The sequence below is a fragment of the Streptomyces sp. NPDC001508 genome (genome assembly GCF_040298665.1).
Classification (GTDB): Bacteria; Actinomycetota; Actinomycetes; order Streptomycetales; family Streptomycetaceae; genus Streptomyces.
In genome coordinates, this window is record NZ_JBEPAP010000046.1 from 58444 (window position 1) to 74489 (window position 16046).

The 16046-nt window shown below is 69.2% G+C and carries 13 protein-coding genes and 1 pseudogene; 4 read left to right on the plus strand and 10 right to left on the minus strand.

The window, feature by feature from the left end; all coding sequences use genetic code 11:
- Positions 1-2: 2 nt before the first annotated feature.
- The 4 genes from ABT245_RS31955 to ABT245_RS31970 all read right to left on the minus strand — a co-directional run bounded on the left by ABT245_RS31955 (position 3) and on the right by ABT245_RS31970 (position 6825).
- Positions 3-3047, minus strand: a complete 3045-nt coding sequence (locus ABT245_RS31955) for an ABC transporter permease subunit (protein ID WP_351740304.1) — start codon at positions 3045-3047, stop codon at positions 3-5.
- Entirely contained in the window at positions 3044-5404 is a 2361-nt protein-coding gene (locus ABT245_RS31960; protein ID WP_351740307.1) for an MFS transporter, read from the minus strand. The genes ABT245_RS31955 and ABT245_RS31960 overlap by 4 nt, the downstream gene beginning before the upstream one ends.
- A complete protein-coding gene (locus ABT245_RS31965) occupies positions 5401-5994 on the minus strand; it encodes a hypothetical protein (protein WP_351740310.1) in 594 nt (197 codons plus the stop codon). Before ABT245_RS31965 ends, ABT245_RS31960 begins: the two co-directional genes overlap by 4 nt.
- Positions 5995-6072: 78 nt before the next feature.
- A complete protein-coding gene (locus tag ABT245_RS31970) occupies positions 6073-6825 on the minus strand; it encodes a FadR/GntR family transcriptional regulator (RefSeq protein ID WP_351740312.1) in 753 nt (250 codons plus the stop codon).
- Positions 6826-7480: 655 nt separating this feature from the next.
- On the opposite strand from ABT245_RS31970, the gene ABT245_RS31975 reads away from it, so the two are divergent.
- The 3 genes from ABT245_RS31975 to ABT245_RS31985 all read left to right on the plus strand — a co-directional run bounded on the left by ABT245_RS31975 (position 7481) and on the right by ABT245_RS31985 (position 10515).
- Positions 7481-8563: an asparaginase gene (locus ABT245_RS31975; protein WP_351740315.1), complete on the plus strand. Its 1083-nt coding sequence runs from the start codon at positions 7481-7483 to the stop codon at positions 8561-8563.
- 53 nt (positions 8564-8616) lie between these two features.
- Positions 8617-9828 carry a metal-dependent hydrolase family protein gene (locus ABT245_RS31980; protein WP_351740318.1) on the plus strand — a complete coding sequence of 404 codons (1212 nt, stop codon included), beginning with the start codon at positions 8617-8619 and terminating at the stop codon, positions 9826-9828.
- A gap of 471 nt (positions 9829-10299) precedes the next feature.
- Entirely contained in the window at positions 10300-10515 is a 216-nt protein-coding gene (locus tag ABT245_RS31985; protein ID WP_351740321.1) for a hypothetical protein, read from the plus strand.
- A gap of 118 nt (positions 10516-10633) precedes the next feature.
- Here the strand turns inward: ABT245_RS31985 and ABT245_RS31990 are convergent, their stop codons facing one another.
- The 6 genes and pseudogenes from ABT245_RS31990 to ABT245_RS32015 all read right to left on the minus strand — a co-directional run bounded on the left by ABT245_RS31990 (position 10634) and on the right by ABT245_RS32015 (position 15551).
- On the minus strand, positions 10634-11203 hold the full coding sequence (locus ABT245_RS31990; protein WP_351740346.1) for an RICIN domain-containing protein: 570 nt from the start codon (positions 11201-11203) through the stop codon (positions 10634-10636).
- Between the two features lie 551 nt (positions 11204-11754).
- Positions 11755-11913, minus strand: a complete 159-nt coding sequence (locus ABT245_RS31995) for a hypothetical protein (protein WP_351740349.1) — start codon at positions 11911-11913, stop codon at positions 11755-11757.
- Between the two features lie 98 nt (positions 11914-12011).
- Positions 12012-12746 (minus strand): annotated as a pseudogene (locus ABT245_RS32000) (phosphotransferase); the annotation flags it as partial.
- Positions 12747-12786: 40 nt separating this feature from the next.
- Positions 12787-13176, minus strand: coding sequence for a transposase family protein (locus tag ABT245_RS32005; protein WP_351740324.1), 390 nt, complete (start codon positions 13174-13176; stop codon positions 12787-12789).
- A 211-nt stretch (positions 13177-13387) separates the two neighbouring features.
- Positions 13388-14884 carry a sensor histidine kinase gene (locus ABT245_RS32010; protein ID WP_351740327.1) on the minus strand — a complete coding sequence of 499 codons (1497 nt, stop codon included), beginning with the start codon at positions 14882-14884 and terminating at the stop codon, positions 13388-13390.
- The gene (locus ABT245_RS32015; RefSeq protein WP_351740329.1) at positions 14871-15551 is read right to left on the minus strand and encodes a response regulator transcription factor; all 681 of its coding nucleotides are present in this window, start codon (positions 15549-15551) and stop codon (positions 14871-14873) included. Before ABT245_RS32015 ends, ABT245_RS32010 begins: the two co-directional genes overlap by 14 nt.
- A gap of 128 nt (positions 15552-15679) precedes the next feature.
- Between ABT245_RS32015 and ABT245_RS32020 the strand changes: the two genes are divergently transcribed.
- Positions 15680-15973, plus strand: a complete 294-nt coding sequence (locus ABT245_RS32020; protein ID WP_351740331.1) for a hypothetical protein — start codon at positions 15680-15682, stop codon at positions 15971-15973.
- The last annotated feature ends 73 nt before the right edge of the window (positions 15974-16046 follow it).

The following is a 16046-nucleotide window of genomic DNA, read 5'->3' on the forward strand; positions in this document are numbered from 1 at the left end:
CGTCAGGCCGGGGCGCGGTCTGACGATGTGGCGGATTGCTCGAACCGTGTCCCGAGGTATGCGTCAACGACTGCCGGATCGGCCTGCACCTGGTCCGGGGTGCCATGGGTGAGCAACTGGCCCTGGACCAGCACCGCGACGCGGTCGGCGATGCCGAAGGCCAACGGCAGGTCGTGTTCGATCAGCACAATGGTGAGTCCGAGATCGGCCCGCATCCGCTGCAAGACACCTGCCATCGCCTCGGTTTCGCGCTGGGCGATGCCGGAGGACGGTTCGTCCAACAACAGCAGCTTCGGGCTGAGCGTGTGCATCGCCGCCAGTTCGACGATTCGCCGCGTGCCGACGGACAACTCACGGGTGCGGTGGTCGCGATACCGGCCAAGACCGTAGTAGTCCAGCCCCGCCTCGACCGCCGCCTGCCGGTCCCGGCGCCTGCTCAGCCGGGCCTCCGCCGCCACCGACAGCACATCGCTGACGGTCATCGTCGGGAACAGCAGCGGTTCCTGGAACGAGCGGATCAGGCCACGTCTGGCCCGCTCGTCCGGAGGGAGCCGCGTGATGTCCTCGCCGGCGTAGCGCACCGTCCCCGTGGTGACCGGTTCGAAGCCGCTGATCAGGTCGAACACCGTTGTCTTGCCCGCGCCGTTGGGACCGATCAGCGCCGTGATCTCCCCGGGCCGCACCGACAGACTCAAGGAGGACACAGCGGCCAGGCCGCCGAATTGTTTGCCCACCCCGCATACCTCGAGCAGCGGCTCGCCCGACTCCCTACGCTCGGACTGCGGTCCGACCCGACGGCCGGTCCCGCCGGAAAGCGACAGCTGACCGGTGCCGGCACCGTGTCCGTCCGGCTGTGGCCGCGCTGTCCGGGCGGCAGCACCGGTGGGCTTGCCGTGGTCGGCTCGCGGCTCGCTCTCGTCCGCCGCACCGGCAGCTCGACGCTCCCGGACGGAAGTGAGCAGGCGGAGCAGGTAGTTGCGGCCACTGGTCAGAGCAGGGCCGATCCCCGCCGGAAAGTACATCAGGACAAGCAAGCCGCCCACCGAGGTCGCCGAGGTGGCGAGGCCCGCGCCGGGGACCAGTTGCGGCACGGTGAACAGCCACAGGCTGCCGATCAGCGCGCCGGTCAGGCTGGCTATGCCACCGACTACGACAGCGAGGACCACCTTGACCGACAGGTCCTGGGCGAACTGGTCCGATGTCACGACGGTCGAGCTGTGAGCGAGCAGGATCCCGCCGAGCGCGGCGAGCGTGCCGGCGAGCACGAAGCCGAGCATCCGGGTCCGGGCGATCCGCACGCCGAACGCCCGAGCCAGTGTCGGGTTGTCCCGAACGGCCAGCATCGCCCGGCCACGCCGCCCGTGACGCAGCCGGTGCACGGCGAACACCGAGACCAGCAACACGGCCAGGCAGGCCAGGTACACCGCGGTCGGGCCAGGGGCCTTCCCGGCGATCAGCGGCAGCCCCGGCGTACGGCCCGTGCCAAAACCCCATGCGGGCGCCAGCAGCACGGTCGGCACCAGTCCGGCAGCGGTCAGGGTGAGCGCCGCCAGCGCGGTTCCCGGCCGGCGCACGCCCAAGACTCCGGTCAGGGCCGCTGTCGCCGCACCGGCCGCGATCCCGGCAGGCAAGGAGATCAGAAACGCGCCGGTCCGGGCGAGTACGACTACCGAAGTGACCGCTGCGACTCCGGCGACCGCGAACTGTCCCAGCGAGAGTTGACCGGAAAGGCCGGCGAGCACGTACACCGACAGGCATGCGAGTGCGAACCCGCACCCCGAGGTGAGTGTCTGGACCGTGAGCTGGGACGTGAACATCGGGAGGGTCGCCGCCAGGACGACAAGTCCACCACCGACGATCATCCGCAGCGCTCGAACCGAGCGCATGGATCGGTAGGGCGCCGGCCAGCCGGTGTCGACGGCGACCAGTGTCCAGCCGCCGCTCTCGCCGGAGTCCGCGCTCCGGCCCAGCGCTCGCCTGGTCAACAGCGCGTCGAGCAGCAGGACCACCAGGATCGCGCCGTCCAGCCAGACCAGACGGACGTCGTTCCACAGCAGGACCTGCTCCGCGACCCCGATGCTGATGCCGATCCCGAACGCGAGCGGCAGTGAGCGCATCCGCGCGAACACCGCCGCGACCAGAGCACGGAGCACCAAGGTGTACGGGTTCGCGGAGGTATCAGCTCCGGTGGACAACTGAACGGGTCCGAGGACGGCGGCCGTTGCGGCGACTGCCGCCGACAGCGCCCAGACCGCGGTGGTCACCGCCCGTGCCCGGATGCCGGCCAGCTGCACCAGTTCACTGTTGCCCGCGACCGCCCGCACGGCGAGACCGGCCCTGGTGCGCAGCAACGCCCAGACCAGCCAGCCGAGAAGCAGCGGCGTGATGATCACCAGGAGCACCTGGCGCGGCGGCACCCGTAGGTCACCGATCGTGAGTGCTGGGAGGAACGACGGCTCGCCGGACGGCAGCGTAGCGTTCGCCGTGCCGGATCGGTTGGCCGACGCTTGGCCGAGTTGCACCAGCGGAGCGGCAAGCGAGTTGAGCAGAACGGCCACCCCGAGGGTGAGCACCATCACCAGGATCCGTGGTGCGTGGGCGAACCGGCGGACGATCATCATGTCGGTCCCGGCCCCCACTGCCGCTCCGGCGACGAGCGCGACCGGGAACGCGACGACGAACGGCAGCTGTGCGTAGACCGCCAGCAGGTAGTAGACGCTGGTCGCGAAAGTGCCGAACGCGCCGATCGCCAGGTTGATCACCCGGCTGGTTCGGAAGATCAGTATCAGCCCGACGGCGAGCACCCCGTAGAGCACGCCGAGCAGAACACCGAGGGCCAGGACCGGAGTCGGCGCCTGCCACCCGACGAGTCGCAACGCCGCGAAGGCGAGCAGGACCGCCACAGCAACGATCGCTGTCGGCAGGGCCCAGCGCCCGCGTCCGGCTCTGGGTCCCTCACCGGACCCGTCGGGGCCGCCGTCGTCGGGAACCGGCGAGGTTTCCGCGTCGGGTCGGCCGTGGTCGTCGTCTGTCAGGGGCGGGGTCATGGCCTTCCTCCGTCCACTCGGGTCTGGTCACCTACGGCGAGAACTTCGTCGGCGGACGGTTCGTCCGTGCTCAGGAAGACGGCCCGGAGCAAGTCGGATCGGGTCGCCAGGTCGGCGGTCGGGCCGTCGAAGAGGATCCGGCCGCGTTCCATGAAGTAGGCATGCCGGGCGATCTGCAGGGCGGTGTCGATTCTCTGTTCGACGATCACCACGGCCGTGCCCTGGGCGTTGATCGCCCGCAGGGTGTCGATCAGCTCGTCGACGACCTTGGGCGCCAACCCGAGCGAGAGCTCGTCGATGAGCAGCAGGCGCGGCTTGGTGAGCCATGCCCGGGAAAGCCCCAGCATCTGCCGCTGGCCCCCCGACAGCAGCCTGGCGGACCGGTCGCGGTGCTGACGCAAGGTCGGGAACCGCTGGTAGCACTCCTCCAAGGCTCGGTCGACGGCATCCCGGTCACTCCCCAGGCTGTGCGCGAACAACCGGAGGTTCTCCGCGACCGTGAGGTCCTCAAAGACCGCCCGCCCGCCGGGAACCTGAACGATGCCCTCGCGGGCCCGCAGCTCGGCGTCGGTGTAGGTCATCGCCTGGCCCTCCAGCCGCACCGTTCCGGAGTCCGGGAAAGCGAGCCCGCTGATCAGCCTGAGCAGCGTCGACTTTCCCGCGCCGTTCACCCCGAGCAACGCGACCATCTCGCCCTCCTCGACGGTCAGGTCGATGTCGAACAACACCTGGCGGGTGCCATAGGAGAAGTTGATCCCGCGGCAGGTGAGCAGGGGTGGCCGGCGTCCCTCCCGGACCGTGGCGGCGATCACCTCGTCCTCGATCACTTCCGTGTTCGCCCGGTCCAGGTCGGCGACGTAGTGGCGCCCGGCGAGACCGGAGAGCAAGGCGCCCACCAGCGACGGCACGGACACCGCAAGCAGCGCAGCGGTCAACCCGAACTGCTCACCGATCCCGGAGAGCATCACCCCGCCGAAGGCGTAGCCGGCGACCGAGAAGATCGCATAGATCGCGCCGCTGTAATGGCGCAGATGCGCCGGGATGATGGCGATACCGCCCAGCGTGGCGGCGGGGCCGATCAGCCCGCTGAACGCGGCGGTCGCCAGACTGGCGCCGATCGCCACCGGCGCCGACGTAGTCACCGCGAGCACGATGGTGGAGCAGATCCCGACCACCGACAGTGCGGCCGATCCCCAGAAGATGATCCGCGGGTCACGCTGGAACAGCCGGTCGCCGAGCCTGGCGAAACAGAACAGCGAGACCAGACCGACAGCACCCGCGGCGGACCCGATCAGCGCCCGCTCGGTGGTGTCGAATCCGAACCGCTGCTCGTAGAGGAACGCGACGTAGATCGCCACCGGCCCCGTCGTCGCCGACACCATCGCGCCGAGCATCGACAGCCGCAGCGTCCGGATGGTCCACAGCCGGCGGTACACCGCGCCCAGCCGCAACGCGCCCGACTGAGCCGACGGCGATCCGCCACGGTCCGCGGCCGCCGTATCGGACCCTGTGTCGTCCTCGCTGCGGACACCGAGCGCCTCCCGCGCGGCACCGGCCACCGCACGCGCGTCCCATCGGCCGTAGCCCGGATCCCGCAGCCGTACCGCGATCAGAACCAGCAGCACCGTCACGCCACCGAGGACCAGGTAGATCCCACGCCAGGTCAGGTTCAAGGGCCCGGCCAGTACGGCGATCATCGCCGGCGTCAGCATCGCCCCGCCGTACACGACTGAACGCAGCGCGGCGATGACCCGGACCCGCATGCGCGGCGGATAGCAGTCCAGCAGCAGCGGCATCTCCACCGTCGTCTGGACGCCACTGGTGACGGTGTCCACCGCGACGAACGCCGCCAGCCACACCACTGACGGGGCGAAACCGGCCAGTATCGTGCCAACCGCCCAGACGAGCCCCGCGACGACCAGCATCGCGGCCCGGATCCGCCGGTTGCGCACCAGTTGTGAGGCCAGGAGCGGCACCAGCAGTGACCCGATCTGGCCCACCGTCCCGGTGAGCACGAAGAACGAGGGCCCCACACCGAGCGTCGCGGCGATCTCCGGTTGGAGCACGGCGCCGGCTCCGCCTCCCAAGGCGACGCTGTTCAAAGTCTGGGCCAGCGCCACGCAGAAAATCGCCGCCAACGGATAGAGCGATACACCGTAAGCGTGGGCCGCGCTGCGCAAGGATCGGGTATCGGCCTCGCCGCCGATGCCCGACAACTCCCGTGCCCGGCCGACCAGTCGGGCGGCGACGGTCGTCACCTCGTCAAGCGTGCCGTCCTGTGCTGACGCGTCCTTCCGGCTCCGCACCTCGGGGTGCGCATTGCCTGGGCTGTCGCCCGGTGAGGTGTGCGCGGTCATGACCCGTCCTCTCCGGGAAGGCGGACACCGAACGTCACCTTCCACTGCGATTCGCTGGTACGGCGGCCTTCGGAATCGACGAGGATCACCCAGGCGGTGTGCATCGTCTGGTCGCCCCCGAGAACCGGAAACGATGCGAGGCTCACCTCGGACGACCGGGTGGGGTAGATGTTCTGTTGAGCCAGGTATTCCGCGTTCGGACAGCCGGGCTCCGCACGGCACTGCGGATCACTCCGGCCGATGTCGCTCAACCGTGATCCCTTGCCCATCGGCGGCCGGTCGAGAAACACCACGAAATAGCCGGCGTCAGCCGCCACCGGATCACCAGGTCGGGAAACAGCGAAGCCGGATATTTTCCACGAGAGTTTGGCCGGAACCGTCTGAGTGCTTCGGTCTTTGGGTGAAGTGATTTCCAACCTGTGATCCTGCGAGAACCGCAAGCCGCGAAAATCGCACGACGTCAGAGCCAAGCAGGCGAGACACACGGTGATCATGATGCGCAGCACCCATGTCCCGCGCCCTCGGGATTTCACCGATCGACGGTTCTGCGGATGCGCAGGACGGGCAATTCTGACGGAAAATGGGGACACGTCAGTTCCTTCCGGCATACCGAAACGGCAGCGGATCAAGGAATTCGAGAGATGTGTGGGCCAGCTACCTGGACAGGATCAGGCCTGGTTGTTCTGCTCCTCGCGGGGTGGCGTAATATCCAGGCTTTCCAGGAACTGGTGAATTCGGGTGGTGGATGCCGCCAAGTGCTGCCGCGCCACTTCCTCCGCTCGCTGCGGGTTCCTGGTGGCAATGGCTTCCAGCAGTTCGGCGTGCTCCTTGTTGCTCTGTGCGCCACGGTTGGGTGCCCACGGGATCAGATCGAAAGCCGGCGAAACCCACCGTCGGGCGAGCAGCGACAACCGCTCGATCCGCTCCGAGCCGACCCCCGCGATCAACGCGCGATGGAAGCCGGCGTCGGCCGCTTCCTGACTCCCCGTCTTCTGGCACATCGATTCATGATGGTGCTGCGCCTCGGCCATCAACGCCTCGCTCAGCCCACGCTCAGCCACAAGCCGCATCAGGCCCGGTTCGACGAGCGAGCGCAAGGTCGCCATGTCCGCGATCACCTCCCGGTGTTCACAGAGCCACAGCACCCGCGCGTCCCGGCTCTCTCCCACCAGCTCGGCAACCCGCACGCCCGCCCGGCCGATCCCGACCTGCACCAACCCGTGTTGCTGCAAGAGGTTCAGAGCGCCAAGCACCGCGTCGCGGCTCACGCCGATGCGCTTGGCGAGCACGTCTGCCCGCGGGAGTAGTTCACCGTGCGCCACCTGCTTCAGGTCGATCAACCCGGAGATGTAGCGGTAGGCACGGTCCACCGGACTCTGCACCTCGGAGAGGATCTCGGCGGCGAAGTCAATGTCTCGCATGGCCAGAGACAGTCACACGAGCTACGGAATGAGTCAAGGCATTCGACGGAAGCTCATAATCAGTCGAGCCGATCGATTGACTCCGGCGGCCGGACAACGTCATGATTGGCCGCGCCGCGGGGGCTGCACAGTCGACAGTGCCCGATGACAGACGCGACCGTCTCGGCTGCGGCCATGAGGGAAGGGGCAGACCGCAGGGTGGGGCGGGATGCCCTGGTCGGCCAGTTGAACGGCCGGCTGGCCGCCCGGGCCGAGGCCAGAGGACCAAGCTGACGGGCGAGGGCGGGCTCCTTCGGAGCCGCAGATCGCCGTGCGGTGTCATCGTCAACTGTCCGGCGTGGACGGGACGGTGGTGCTCACGCCGCCCGCCCGAGAGCTGACACACGGCGAGACCGCGACCGCGCTCGCCCTGGCAGTGCGCCAGGAATGAGGCAACGAACGGACTACCGCGCGCATGCACACCAGCCGTAAGAACTCTCAACCCGGAAGAAGTCTCACATGGCCGACGCACGCTGCCCGACGTCCCTGGCCCGGGATCAATCGGGCGCAGTTCCTCGAACTGCCCGGCACCGGTGCCGTGACCAGCGTGGTCGCGAGCACCGCAGCAGCAGCGGTCCGCATGTGAACACCATGGACACCCGACGAAGGGACGCGCATGACCACCGCTCAGGAATCCGCTCCTCCCTCACCGGCAGCGCAGGAGCCGTATCCCGTGCTCGCCGAGGTCCGGCGCGGTGACTTCCTGGAGTCCGTGCACCACGGAGCGGTCGTGGTCCTCGACAGCGATGGCACCACCGTGCTGGCCGCCGGCCCCGTCGACGCTCCGATCTATCCGCGCTCCTGCAACAAGCCTCTGCAGGGCGTGGGCATGCTCCGCGCGGGGCTCGCCCTCGACGGTGAGCTTCTCGCCCTTGCCTGCGCGAGCCACTCAGGCGAGGCCTTCCACTTGGCGGGCGTACGCCGCATCCTCGCCGGAGCGGGCCTGACCGAAGACGCCCTGCGGTGCACCCCCGCCCTGCCCATCGGCGCCACGGCACAGCCCGCGCACCTCGCTGCCGGGCTCGGACCGAGCCGTATCACCATGAACTGTTCGGGCAAGCACGCCGCGATGCTCGCCACCTGCGGGGCCGCAGGCTGGCCCGTGCAGGACTATCTCGATCCCGATCACCCTCTCCAACTCGCCCTGCGCGACGCCCTGGAGGACCTCGCCGGGCAGAAGTCGGTCTCGGTCGGCGTCGACGGCTGCGGTGCGCCCCTGTTCGCGCTCACCCTCACCGGACTCGCCCGTGCCTTCGCCAGGATCGCGACCGCCCCCGCGGGCAGCCACGAGCGGCAGGTCGCCACAGCGATGAACGCCCATCCCGAATACGTCGGCGGCACCGGCCGCGATGTCACCACCCTCATGCGAGCCCTGCCCGGCGCCGTCGCCAAGGACGGTGCCGAGGGCGTATACGCCCTCGCCCTGCCTGACGGCAGCGCGGTCGCCCTCAAGATCGCCGACGGTGGGGCACGGCCGCTGCCCGTCGTCATGACCGCCGCACTACGCCACATCGGCGTCGACGTCGACGCCGATCCGCTGCTGAACACGCTTACCGAGGCCCCAGTCCTCGGACACGGCCGACCCGTCGGGGCCGTACGGGCGTCGGCGCTGCTGGCCGGCACAGCTCAGCCACGTAGGCGCCCGATGCCTTCGATACCGCAGGCAGGTACGGCACCAAGTCCGTCGTCAGGTCGTTGACTCCTTTCACAGCACCTGTTCCACGCCATCTTCAAACGGGCTGGAGATCGGACATGACCAATTCCCTGCTGCTGCGGAACGCCTTGCTGCTCGACGTGACCAGCGGCGAATACCTTGAGGGCGACCTTCGCTGCGCCGACGGGCAGATCGTGGAGACCGGACCCAGCCTGAGCGCCCCGGATGCCTCGGTCCTCGATCTGGACGGGGCTGTGGTGATGCCCGGCCTGATCGACGGCCACGTACACGTCACCGCGCTGACCGCGGACCTGGGCGCGCTACCCACACTGTCGCCGTCCTACGTGACCGCGCACAGCGCACGAATCATGGGGCATATGCTCCACCGGGGTTTCACCACGGTCCGTGACGCCTCCGGGGCAGACTACGGACTGGCAGACGCACAAGCCGAAGGCCTGATCCAAGGGCCCCGGCTGCTGTTCTGCGGACGAGCGCTCAGCCAGACCGGCGGACATGGAGACCTCCGCGGCCGCGGCATGCAACGCCACGACGAGCATCCCTGCTGCGCTGGGCTGGGCCGGATCGCCGACGGCGTCGACGCGGTGCGCGCCGCCACACGCGACGAGCTGCGTAAAGGCGCGCACCACATCAAAGTGATGGCCTCCGGAGGCGTCGCCTCGCCAACCGACCGCATCGACTCCACCCAGTACTCCGATGAGGAACTGCGGGCGGTCGTAGAAGAGGCACGGGCCGCGAACCGATATGTGGCGGCCCACGCCTACACAGCACGGGCCGTCAACCGCGCCCTGCGGGCCGGCGTGCGGTCCATCGAACACGGCAACCTGCTCGACGACCACAGCGTAGAGCTGTTCGTCGAACAGGGCGCTTACCTGGTGCCGACGCTGGTCACGTACTGGGCACTCAAGCAGGAAGGCATGGCCCACGGACTACCAGAAGCCAATTGGCGGAAGGTGGACGAGGTACTCGACGCGGGCCTCACGTCTCTTGAACGCGCCGCGCGCGGCGGTGTGAAACTGGTGTACGGCACTGACCTGCTCGGTGGAATGCACAAGCACCAGAACCAGGAATTCCGGCTGCGAGCCCAAGTCCAAGACCCGATTGACGTCATCCGGGCGGCGACATCGAACGCAGCCGAACTGGTGGGCATGGCTGGGCAGATCGGCACGCTCGAACCGGGGGCGCAGGCCGATCTCCTCGTGCTCGACGGTGACCCGCTGACCGATATCGGCATCCTCGCCGATCCGAAGCACATCAGTCACATCGTGCAGAGCGGCGACATCGTGATGTAGCGACGTGACCCACTTCGGCGTCGGCCCGGTCTGAACTCCGGTGATGCCCGAACCGTTACGAGTTTGCCGGATGTTGAGGGCCTACCGCGCGGCGTGCGACACGACCGTCATATGGGCCAGCCGGCGTCCCCGACTCCCCCTCCGGCACACATGCGGCCCGCTCAGCGGCGGGCACCCGGGGCACCGCCTTGGGGCGCCCGCCGCGTTGCGTCGGCGGCGCCGTGTGCGGCAGCGACCGACACCGGACACCGCATGCGCACCCCCTGGACCCCCGGGCAGACAGAACGAAACCCCGCGCCGATCACACCATCGTCCGAGACGATCAGCCCTGTGCGCCCACGGTGCTTTGCACACATCGCCGAAGGTGCGCACACACAGCGTCGGGCTGCTCCGACCAGGGCTCGTGCCCTGCGCCCTCGATCCGGTTCAGCGGAACAGCGAGCCAAGCGCACCGTGGCGACTCCAGAACACATGGTGCGACTCGGATGGGTCCGCTCGCCGCGGTCGATCGAGGTCCGCTTCGGCACGAGCCGGGCCGGGGCCGTCGACGTCGCGCTCTCCACCACGGCGTCCGTCGACGCGTTCCCCGCCGCGCACCCGGAGGTCGACGGGCAGCAGCTGCGCGCGGTGGAGCAAGGCCGGCGCTCTCCGCTCGCCGCGCCGGCGAAGCAGGCATCCCCGGCCTGACCCGGTCCTGCTCCGGCCACGCCGCTCCTCCTCCGGTCCGGTGGGCGGGGCGGCGTCGCCGGACGGAGTCAGGCCGGGGCGGCGGAAGGGGCCACGGCCGACCACACAGGTGTGCGCGTCAGCTCAGTGCGACCGGGGCGATGCGGACGGCCTGCGACTTCTTCCGCAGTCGGTTCCGGTCCTGCGGTGACGGTGAGACATCACTGGTCAGCCCTGGTCCCCGGAGGAGGGGTAGATCCGCCACAGCTGGGAGAGGTTGGGTCCGCCCCACATGCGGGTCAGACCTACCAACCGGTCGTTGCCCTGGAGATGGTCGGCGATGGCCAGGGCGTAGCGCCGGGTGCACGACCGAGACCATGTAGAAGTCATTGCCTCGCTCTGCGTGGGAGACCAGCCGCCAGTGCTGGTTGAGGCTGTCCGTGCGTTCTTGAAGGGTCACGGTGTCCGGCGGGTTGGCCCCTGCGGTCAGGCAGCGGTGGTTGGCGTACGACTCGATGCGCACGGTGCCGTCGGCGTTCTGCCCCAGGAACCACCGGTGCGAGTTGTTGTCCTTCGCAAACGGATCCTGCGCCCAGGTCTGGGTGTGGTTGCCGACACCGTCGTGCCAGTCGTTGCACATGAAGTAGGTGCCGGTGACGTGGTGGGTCATCGTCACCGATCCGCCCGCGAGCAGTAGGAGGTCGGTCAAGACAGTTGCTCCTCAGTCGAGAGTTCTTCACCGGACAGGGGCGCCCCTGGGAACTCAACGTAGCCAACCGGCCGTTGCTCCACGGCGTGGCGAACCGGCCGTTTCGTGAGGCCAGAGCCTGTCCGGGAGATCTCGAACGGCTGGACGGCGCCACTCGAACCACCTGACCGAGCGTCACCACATGTCGCCGCTCGCAGCGCAACGGCGTGGCAGGGCACCGATGGATTCGAACGGACAGGGCGAACAACCTGCGGCAGGTGAGACTGGCAAGAACGAGAAACTCACAGCCGTCCCAACGGGCCGGCTGTCTCATACTGCGTGCGGCCACGGCCAGCGAGGCCCACCAGCCGACTGCATACGGACACCGCCGGCGTGTCAGCGGCCATCCGCCGATGACCAGCCGCCAGCTCCCCAGGACGGGCCGGTCACGGGCTGCCCGGGGCGCTCGCACGGCGCCGCGCGCCGCAGGTACGGCCGACTCCCCGGCATCAGCGCCGGCCGCAACCGGCGCCCCGCGGACGGCCGTCCGCACCCAGGCGGAGGCCGCCCGGCTACTCGGCCGAGGGGCATCCGGTGATGTCTGACAACTCCTCGTACAACCCTGCCAATGCGGTGCGATCGTCGTCGGTGCCCGTGTGCGGCGCGGCGAACCAACGCGCGTATTCGGCGATCTCGGAGAGCCGCCAGTCGAGCGCGAACAGCTCGACCATCGCCGGTCGGGGTTCAGACCGGCGCCGGCGGCCGTGCCGAGCAGATCCGCGTAGTCCCGCTCGCGCGGCGCGAGAGCCAGCGACTCCCAGTCGACCAGCTTCAGTCCGCCCACGCCCCTGACCTGGTTGGCGAAGTGCGGCTCACCATGGGTCGGCACCCAGGTGTCCCGGCGGGCCCATGCGATGTCCGCCAGCTCCAGGTAACGAACGGTCCAGCGCCTGATCGCGTCGCAGCGGGCGGCGAGCGCGCCCCGCGCCTTCTCCGCCAGGGGCCCGGACGCCCAGGGCCGGGCAGTGCGAACGCGCACCTCATCGGCGAACTCCGGGCCCACCCGTGGAGTCCAGTGCGGCAAGCCGTCCGGCGGCACTGCCCGATGCAGAGCGGCCAGCGCGGCCACGACCTCACGGACATGCTGGGGCTCTCGGGCCTCCGCCCCGGTCGGAGACCGCCCGTCCAGCCACGGCGTCACGCTGAGCACGCCGGGCCCGACATCGACGGTAAAGCCCCCCGACCGGGCAGGCACCGGCGCACACACCACATCCAGACCGCCGGCCGCCAACGCGGCGGCCCCCGCATAAGCAGCCTCCAGCGAAGTCGCGGTATGCCGGGGCGCCAATTGGTCCAACGTCACGAACAGAGTCCTGCCGGCACCACACACCCGCCAGTGATACGCGCCGAACCCCCAGGGCAGGTATTCGACTTGGGCAGCCTGAGGCAGCCAGTGGGCCGCGACCGCACGTACGACCGCTTCATCGCTGATAAAAGAGGGAGGGGAGAACACAAGGCCCGATCCTAGGAAACACGTCAGGCCACCGTCACCATTTCTCGCCACCAGCCACTTCCACCCGGGACACCGCCCGCGCTACCACCGGCTACCGCTGCGACCCCACCAATGACAGCTCGAAACAGGCACTCGGCCAGTGGTCCGAAGGACAGTTTGCCTGCCGGTTCACCCCAGCGGAGGAGCGCGGCGGGGTGTGCGCCCCGCGTGAGCGCCGGCACCGGCGGCACGCTCTCACCGTCGCCTGGACGAACCTGGTGGCCCACCTCACGTCGAGGCGGAGCCGGGTCAGTACGCGCCAGTTCTCCAGGTGTGCGAAGCCGTGTTCGCAGACGGCTCGTTCAGCGGCGATCAGCTGGTTGGCCTGCTTCTTCGCGGACGGGAGCTTCTTGCCCTTGGGCTTTTTGTAGCCGGTGACGACCGCCGGGTCGCTGCTGTCGTCGCCACCACCGTCGAGGCCGACGAAGCCGAGGTCGGCCATCGCGGCGAGGCGGCCGTGCGGAGTCGGCCGACCAGGTCGTCGTGGCGGCAGGCGGTGATCTCCGAGCCATGCGCGGGTCGGGCCGTGGAGGTCCACAGCAGCCGGGCTCAGCCAGGTGGCGGGTGAAGTGGTTCATCGTTTCTGCGGCAGTGGCGGTGGGCTGGTCATCTGGTGGTCTTCTGGTTCCGAAGGGCTGCCGCGGTGAAGCGCGTCATTTCTCGACCGGGGCGGGGGCTTGGGGAAGGCGTAGCTGGAAGCATGCTCCGAGGGTCCGGGGGGTGAGGGTGAGGGTGCCTCGGTGGCGGTGGGCCAGGTCGCGGGCGATGGCGAGGCCCAGGCCGGTGCCGCCGTGGTCGCGGGAGCGGGCGTCGTCGAGTCGGACGAAGCGTTCGAAGATGCGCTCGGCGTCCTCGGTGGGCACGCCCGGTCCGTCGTCGTGCACCGTGAGGACGACCCAGGCGTCCTGGTTCCGGATGGTGATCTGGATGCGGTGTGCGGCGTGGCGGGCGGCGTTGTCGATGAGGTTGCGCAGCAGCCGTTCGTATTCGTCGGGGTTTCCGTGTGCGTGTGCGGGGGCGGTGCTGTCGCAGGTGAGGGTCAACGGTCGTTCGGTGAGCGGATATTGCTCGGCCAGCCGGGAGGCGAGGGCTGTCAGGTCGACGGTTTCGCCGGCTATGGGGGTGCGGGTGTCGAGGCGGGCGAGGAGCAGCAGGTCTTCGGCGAGGGCCTGGAGGCGGCGGGTCTGTCGGGCGGCGGTGGTGGCCGCGGCGGGCCAGTCGGTGCGTTCCGGGTAGGCGAGCGCGACTTCCAGGCTGGCCAGCAGTGTGGTGAGGGGGCTGCGCAGTTCATGGGCGGCGTCCGCGACGAAGCGGCGTTGCTGGGAGGCGGCGTTGTCGAGGCGTTGGAGGGTGGTGTTGATGGTGGTGGCCAGGGCGGTGATCTCGTGTCCCGTGGCGGGGACGGTGACGCGTTCGCGGGGGTCGTTCGCGGTGACCGAGGCGGTGAGGACGCGGATGGCCTCGACCGGCCGCAGCGCGATGCGGACGGTGAAGTAGGCGATGGCGGCGATCAGCACAAGGCCGACGAGACCGGCCCGCAGCAGCAGGTCGTCGGTGGTGCCGGCGATCTCCTCGGCTGTGTCCGGGAGCACCACCACATAGGCCCGCAGCGTGGCGTCGGCGGTGACGCCCAGGGCCGCTGCCTTGTCCTTGCCCAGTTCACAGCCACAGATGTCGTGGTACAAGACCAAGTAGGTCTTGCCGGCCAAGTCGTACCCGTACACGGGGTTGTAGTCGCGGCGCTCCGGTATGCGCAGGGGCCACCTCGTATAGCCCCCGAGGTCACTGTCATCCTTTGGTGTCGGGGCGGAGAGCGCGGGTGGAGCGGGCAGCACATGGCGGGCGCGGGGATCGAAGTTCCGCATGGCTCCGCCGGAGGCGACAGCGGTGCGCCGGCCGGTCGCGACGACCTCGTACGGCGCGGCGCTTGCGGGACCGGGCACCGAACCATCCCTCAGCTGATGCACGAGAGCGGCGAGATTCCCCTCGGCACGGTTTTCGGCGATGGTCATGCTCTCGCGGTAGACCTCCTGGTGCACCCACCGGCCGATGCCGACCAGGACAACGGCGGTGGCCAGGGCGGCGGCCAGGGCCGTGCGGGCTCGTACCGAACGCGGCCACCAGCGGCGTCGCGGCTCAGTCGCGTTCACGGTCGTCCACCAGCCGGTAGCCGGTACCCCGTACGGTCTGGAGGGACTTCCGCTGGAACGCGGCGTCCACCTTCTTGCGCAGCGCGCTGACGCGCGCCTCCACCAGGTTGGGATCCTGGGCGTCGTCGGGCCACGCGTGATAGAGCAGATCCGTTTTGGAGACCGCCTGGCCCGCCCGGCGGGCCAGCAGCTCCAACACGGCGAACTCCCGGGGGGTGAGTTCCACCCGGGTCCCGGCCCGGTGGCAGACCCGGCCGGCGACATCCAACGAGAGGTCGCCCACGGCGAGGACGGGCGGGGCGACCGTGGCGGCTCGTCTGACCAGGGCCCGCAGCCGTGCGACGAGCACCATGTAGGAGAAGGGTTTGGCCAGGTAGTCATCGGCCCCCGTGTCCAGGGCCTCTGTCTGATCCCACTCCCCGTCCTTGGCGGTGAGTACCAGGATGGGCGTCGCGTTGCCCTCCCGGCGCAGTTGGGCGCAGACCTTGTAGCCGTTGAGTCCGGGCAGCATCAAGTCCAGTACGACGAGGGCGTATTCGCCGGTCCGGGCCATCCACAGTCCGTGTCGGCCGTCATGGGCGAGGTCGACGCTGTAGCCCTCGGCGGTCAGACCGGTGTGCAGGGTGTGGGCGAGGTCCACCTCGTCTTCGACCACCAGGATGCGCATGTGGTGCAGCCTCGCACAGCGTCGGCCCGCCTTCCTGATCGGCCGGTCAGGTTGGGTCAGCAACCGGTCAACGAGGTCCCGGCACGCTGGCGGAGTGTCTTCGCCACTGCTGAAAGGCCCTGTCGCCGATGTCCCTTGATGAACGTGCCCCCGCCGTGGCCACGACGGTTTCCCCTCCCGTACCCGCCCGTCGGCAATCACCGGGCCCGGCCAAAGCCGTTGTCGTCATCGCGCCCTTGGCGCTGACCATCGCTCTGGGGCTCTGGGGTATCCGCAGGCAGAACACTATATGGGGGGACGAGTCCGTCACCTATCAGCTCGCGCACCGCGATCTTTCCCAGATATGGCACACCGCCCAGCACATCGATCTGGTCCATTCCCTTTACTACGCCGTGATGCATCAGCCTGGATCCACCGCGTGAAGGTCGGTCTGGGGACGGGGAAATGGGAAGAGGTGCCTGCTGACCTGGGATGATGGGAGTTCCTACGCCCTCA

What these genes read in the sequence shown, in the direction of transcription:
- ABT245_RS31995 (WP_351740349.1), bottom strand. Translation starts at nt 11,913, where the DNA reads ATGGTCGAGCTGTTCGCGCTCGACTGGCGGCTCTCCGAGATCGCCGAA.
- ABT245_RS31980 (WP_351740318.1), top strand. Translation starts at nt 8,617, where the DNA reads ATGACCAATTCCCTGCTGCTGCGGAACGCCTTGCTGCTCGACGTGACC.
- ABT245_RS32020 (WP_351740331.1), top strand. Translation starts at nt 15,680, where the DNA reads ATGTCCCTTGATGAACGTGCCCCCGCCGTGGCCACGACGGTTTCCCCT.
- ABT245_RS31955 (WP_351740304.1), bottom strand. Translation starts at nt 3,047, where the DNA reads ATGACCCCGCCCCTGACAGACGACGACCACGGCCGACCCGACGCGGAA.
- ABT245_RS31970 (WP_351740312.1), bottom strand. Translation starts at nt 6,825, where the DNA reads ATGCGAGACATTGACTTCGCCGCCGAGATCCTCTCCGAGGTGCAGAGT.
- ABT245_RS31960 (WP_351740307.1), bottom strand. Translation starts at nt 5,404, where the DNA reads ATGACCGCGCACACCTCACCGGGCGACAGCCCAGGCAATGCGCACCCC.
- ABT245_RS32015 (WP_351740329.1), bottom strand. Translation starts at nt 15,551, where the DNA reads ATGCGCATCCTGGTGGTCGAAGACGAGGTGGACCTCGCCCACACCCTG.
- ABT245_RS32005 (WP_351740324.1), bottom strand. Translation starts at nt 13,176, where the DNA reads ATGGCCGACCTCGGCTTCGTCGGCCTCGACGGTGGTGGCGACGACAGC.
- ABT245_RS31985 (WP_351740321.1), top strand. Translation starts at nt 10,300, where the DNA reads ATGGTGCGACTCGGATGGGTCCGCTCGCCGCGGTCGATCGAGGTCCGC.
- ABT245_RS31975 (WP_351740315.1), top strand. Translation starts at nt 7,481, where the DNA reads ATGACCACCGCTCAGGAATCCGCTCCTCCCTCACCGGCAGCGCAGGAG.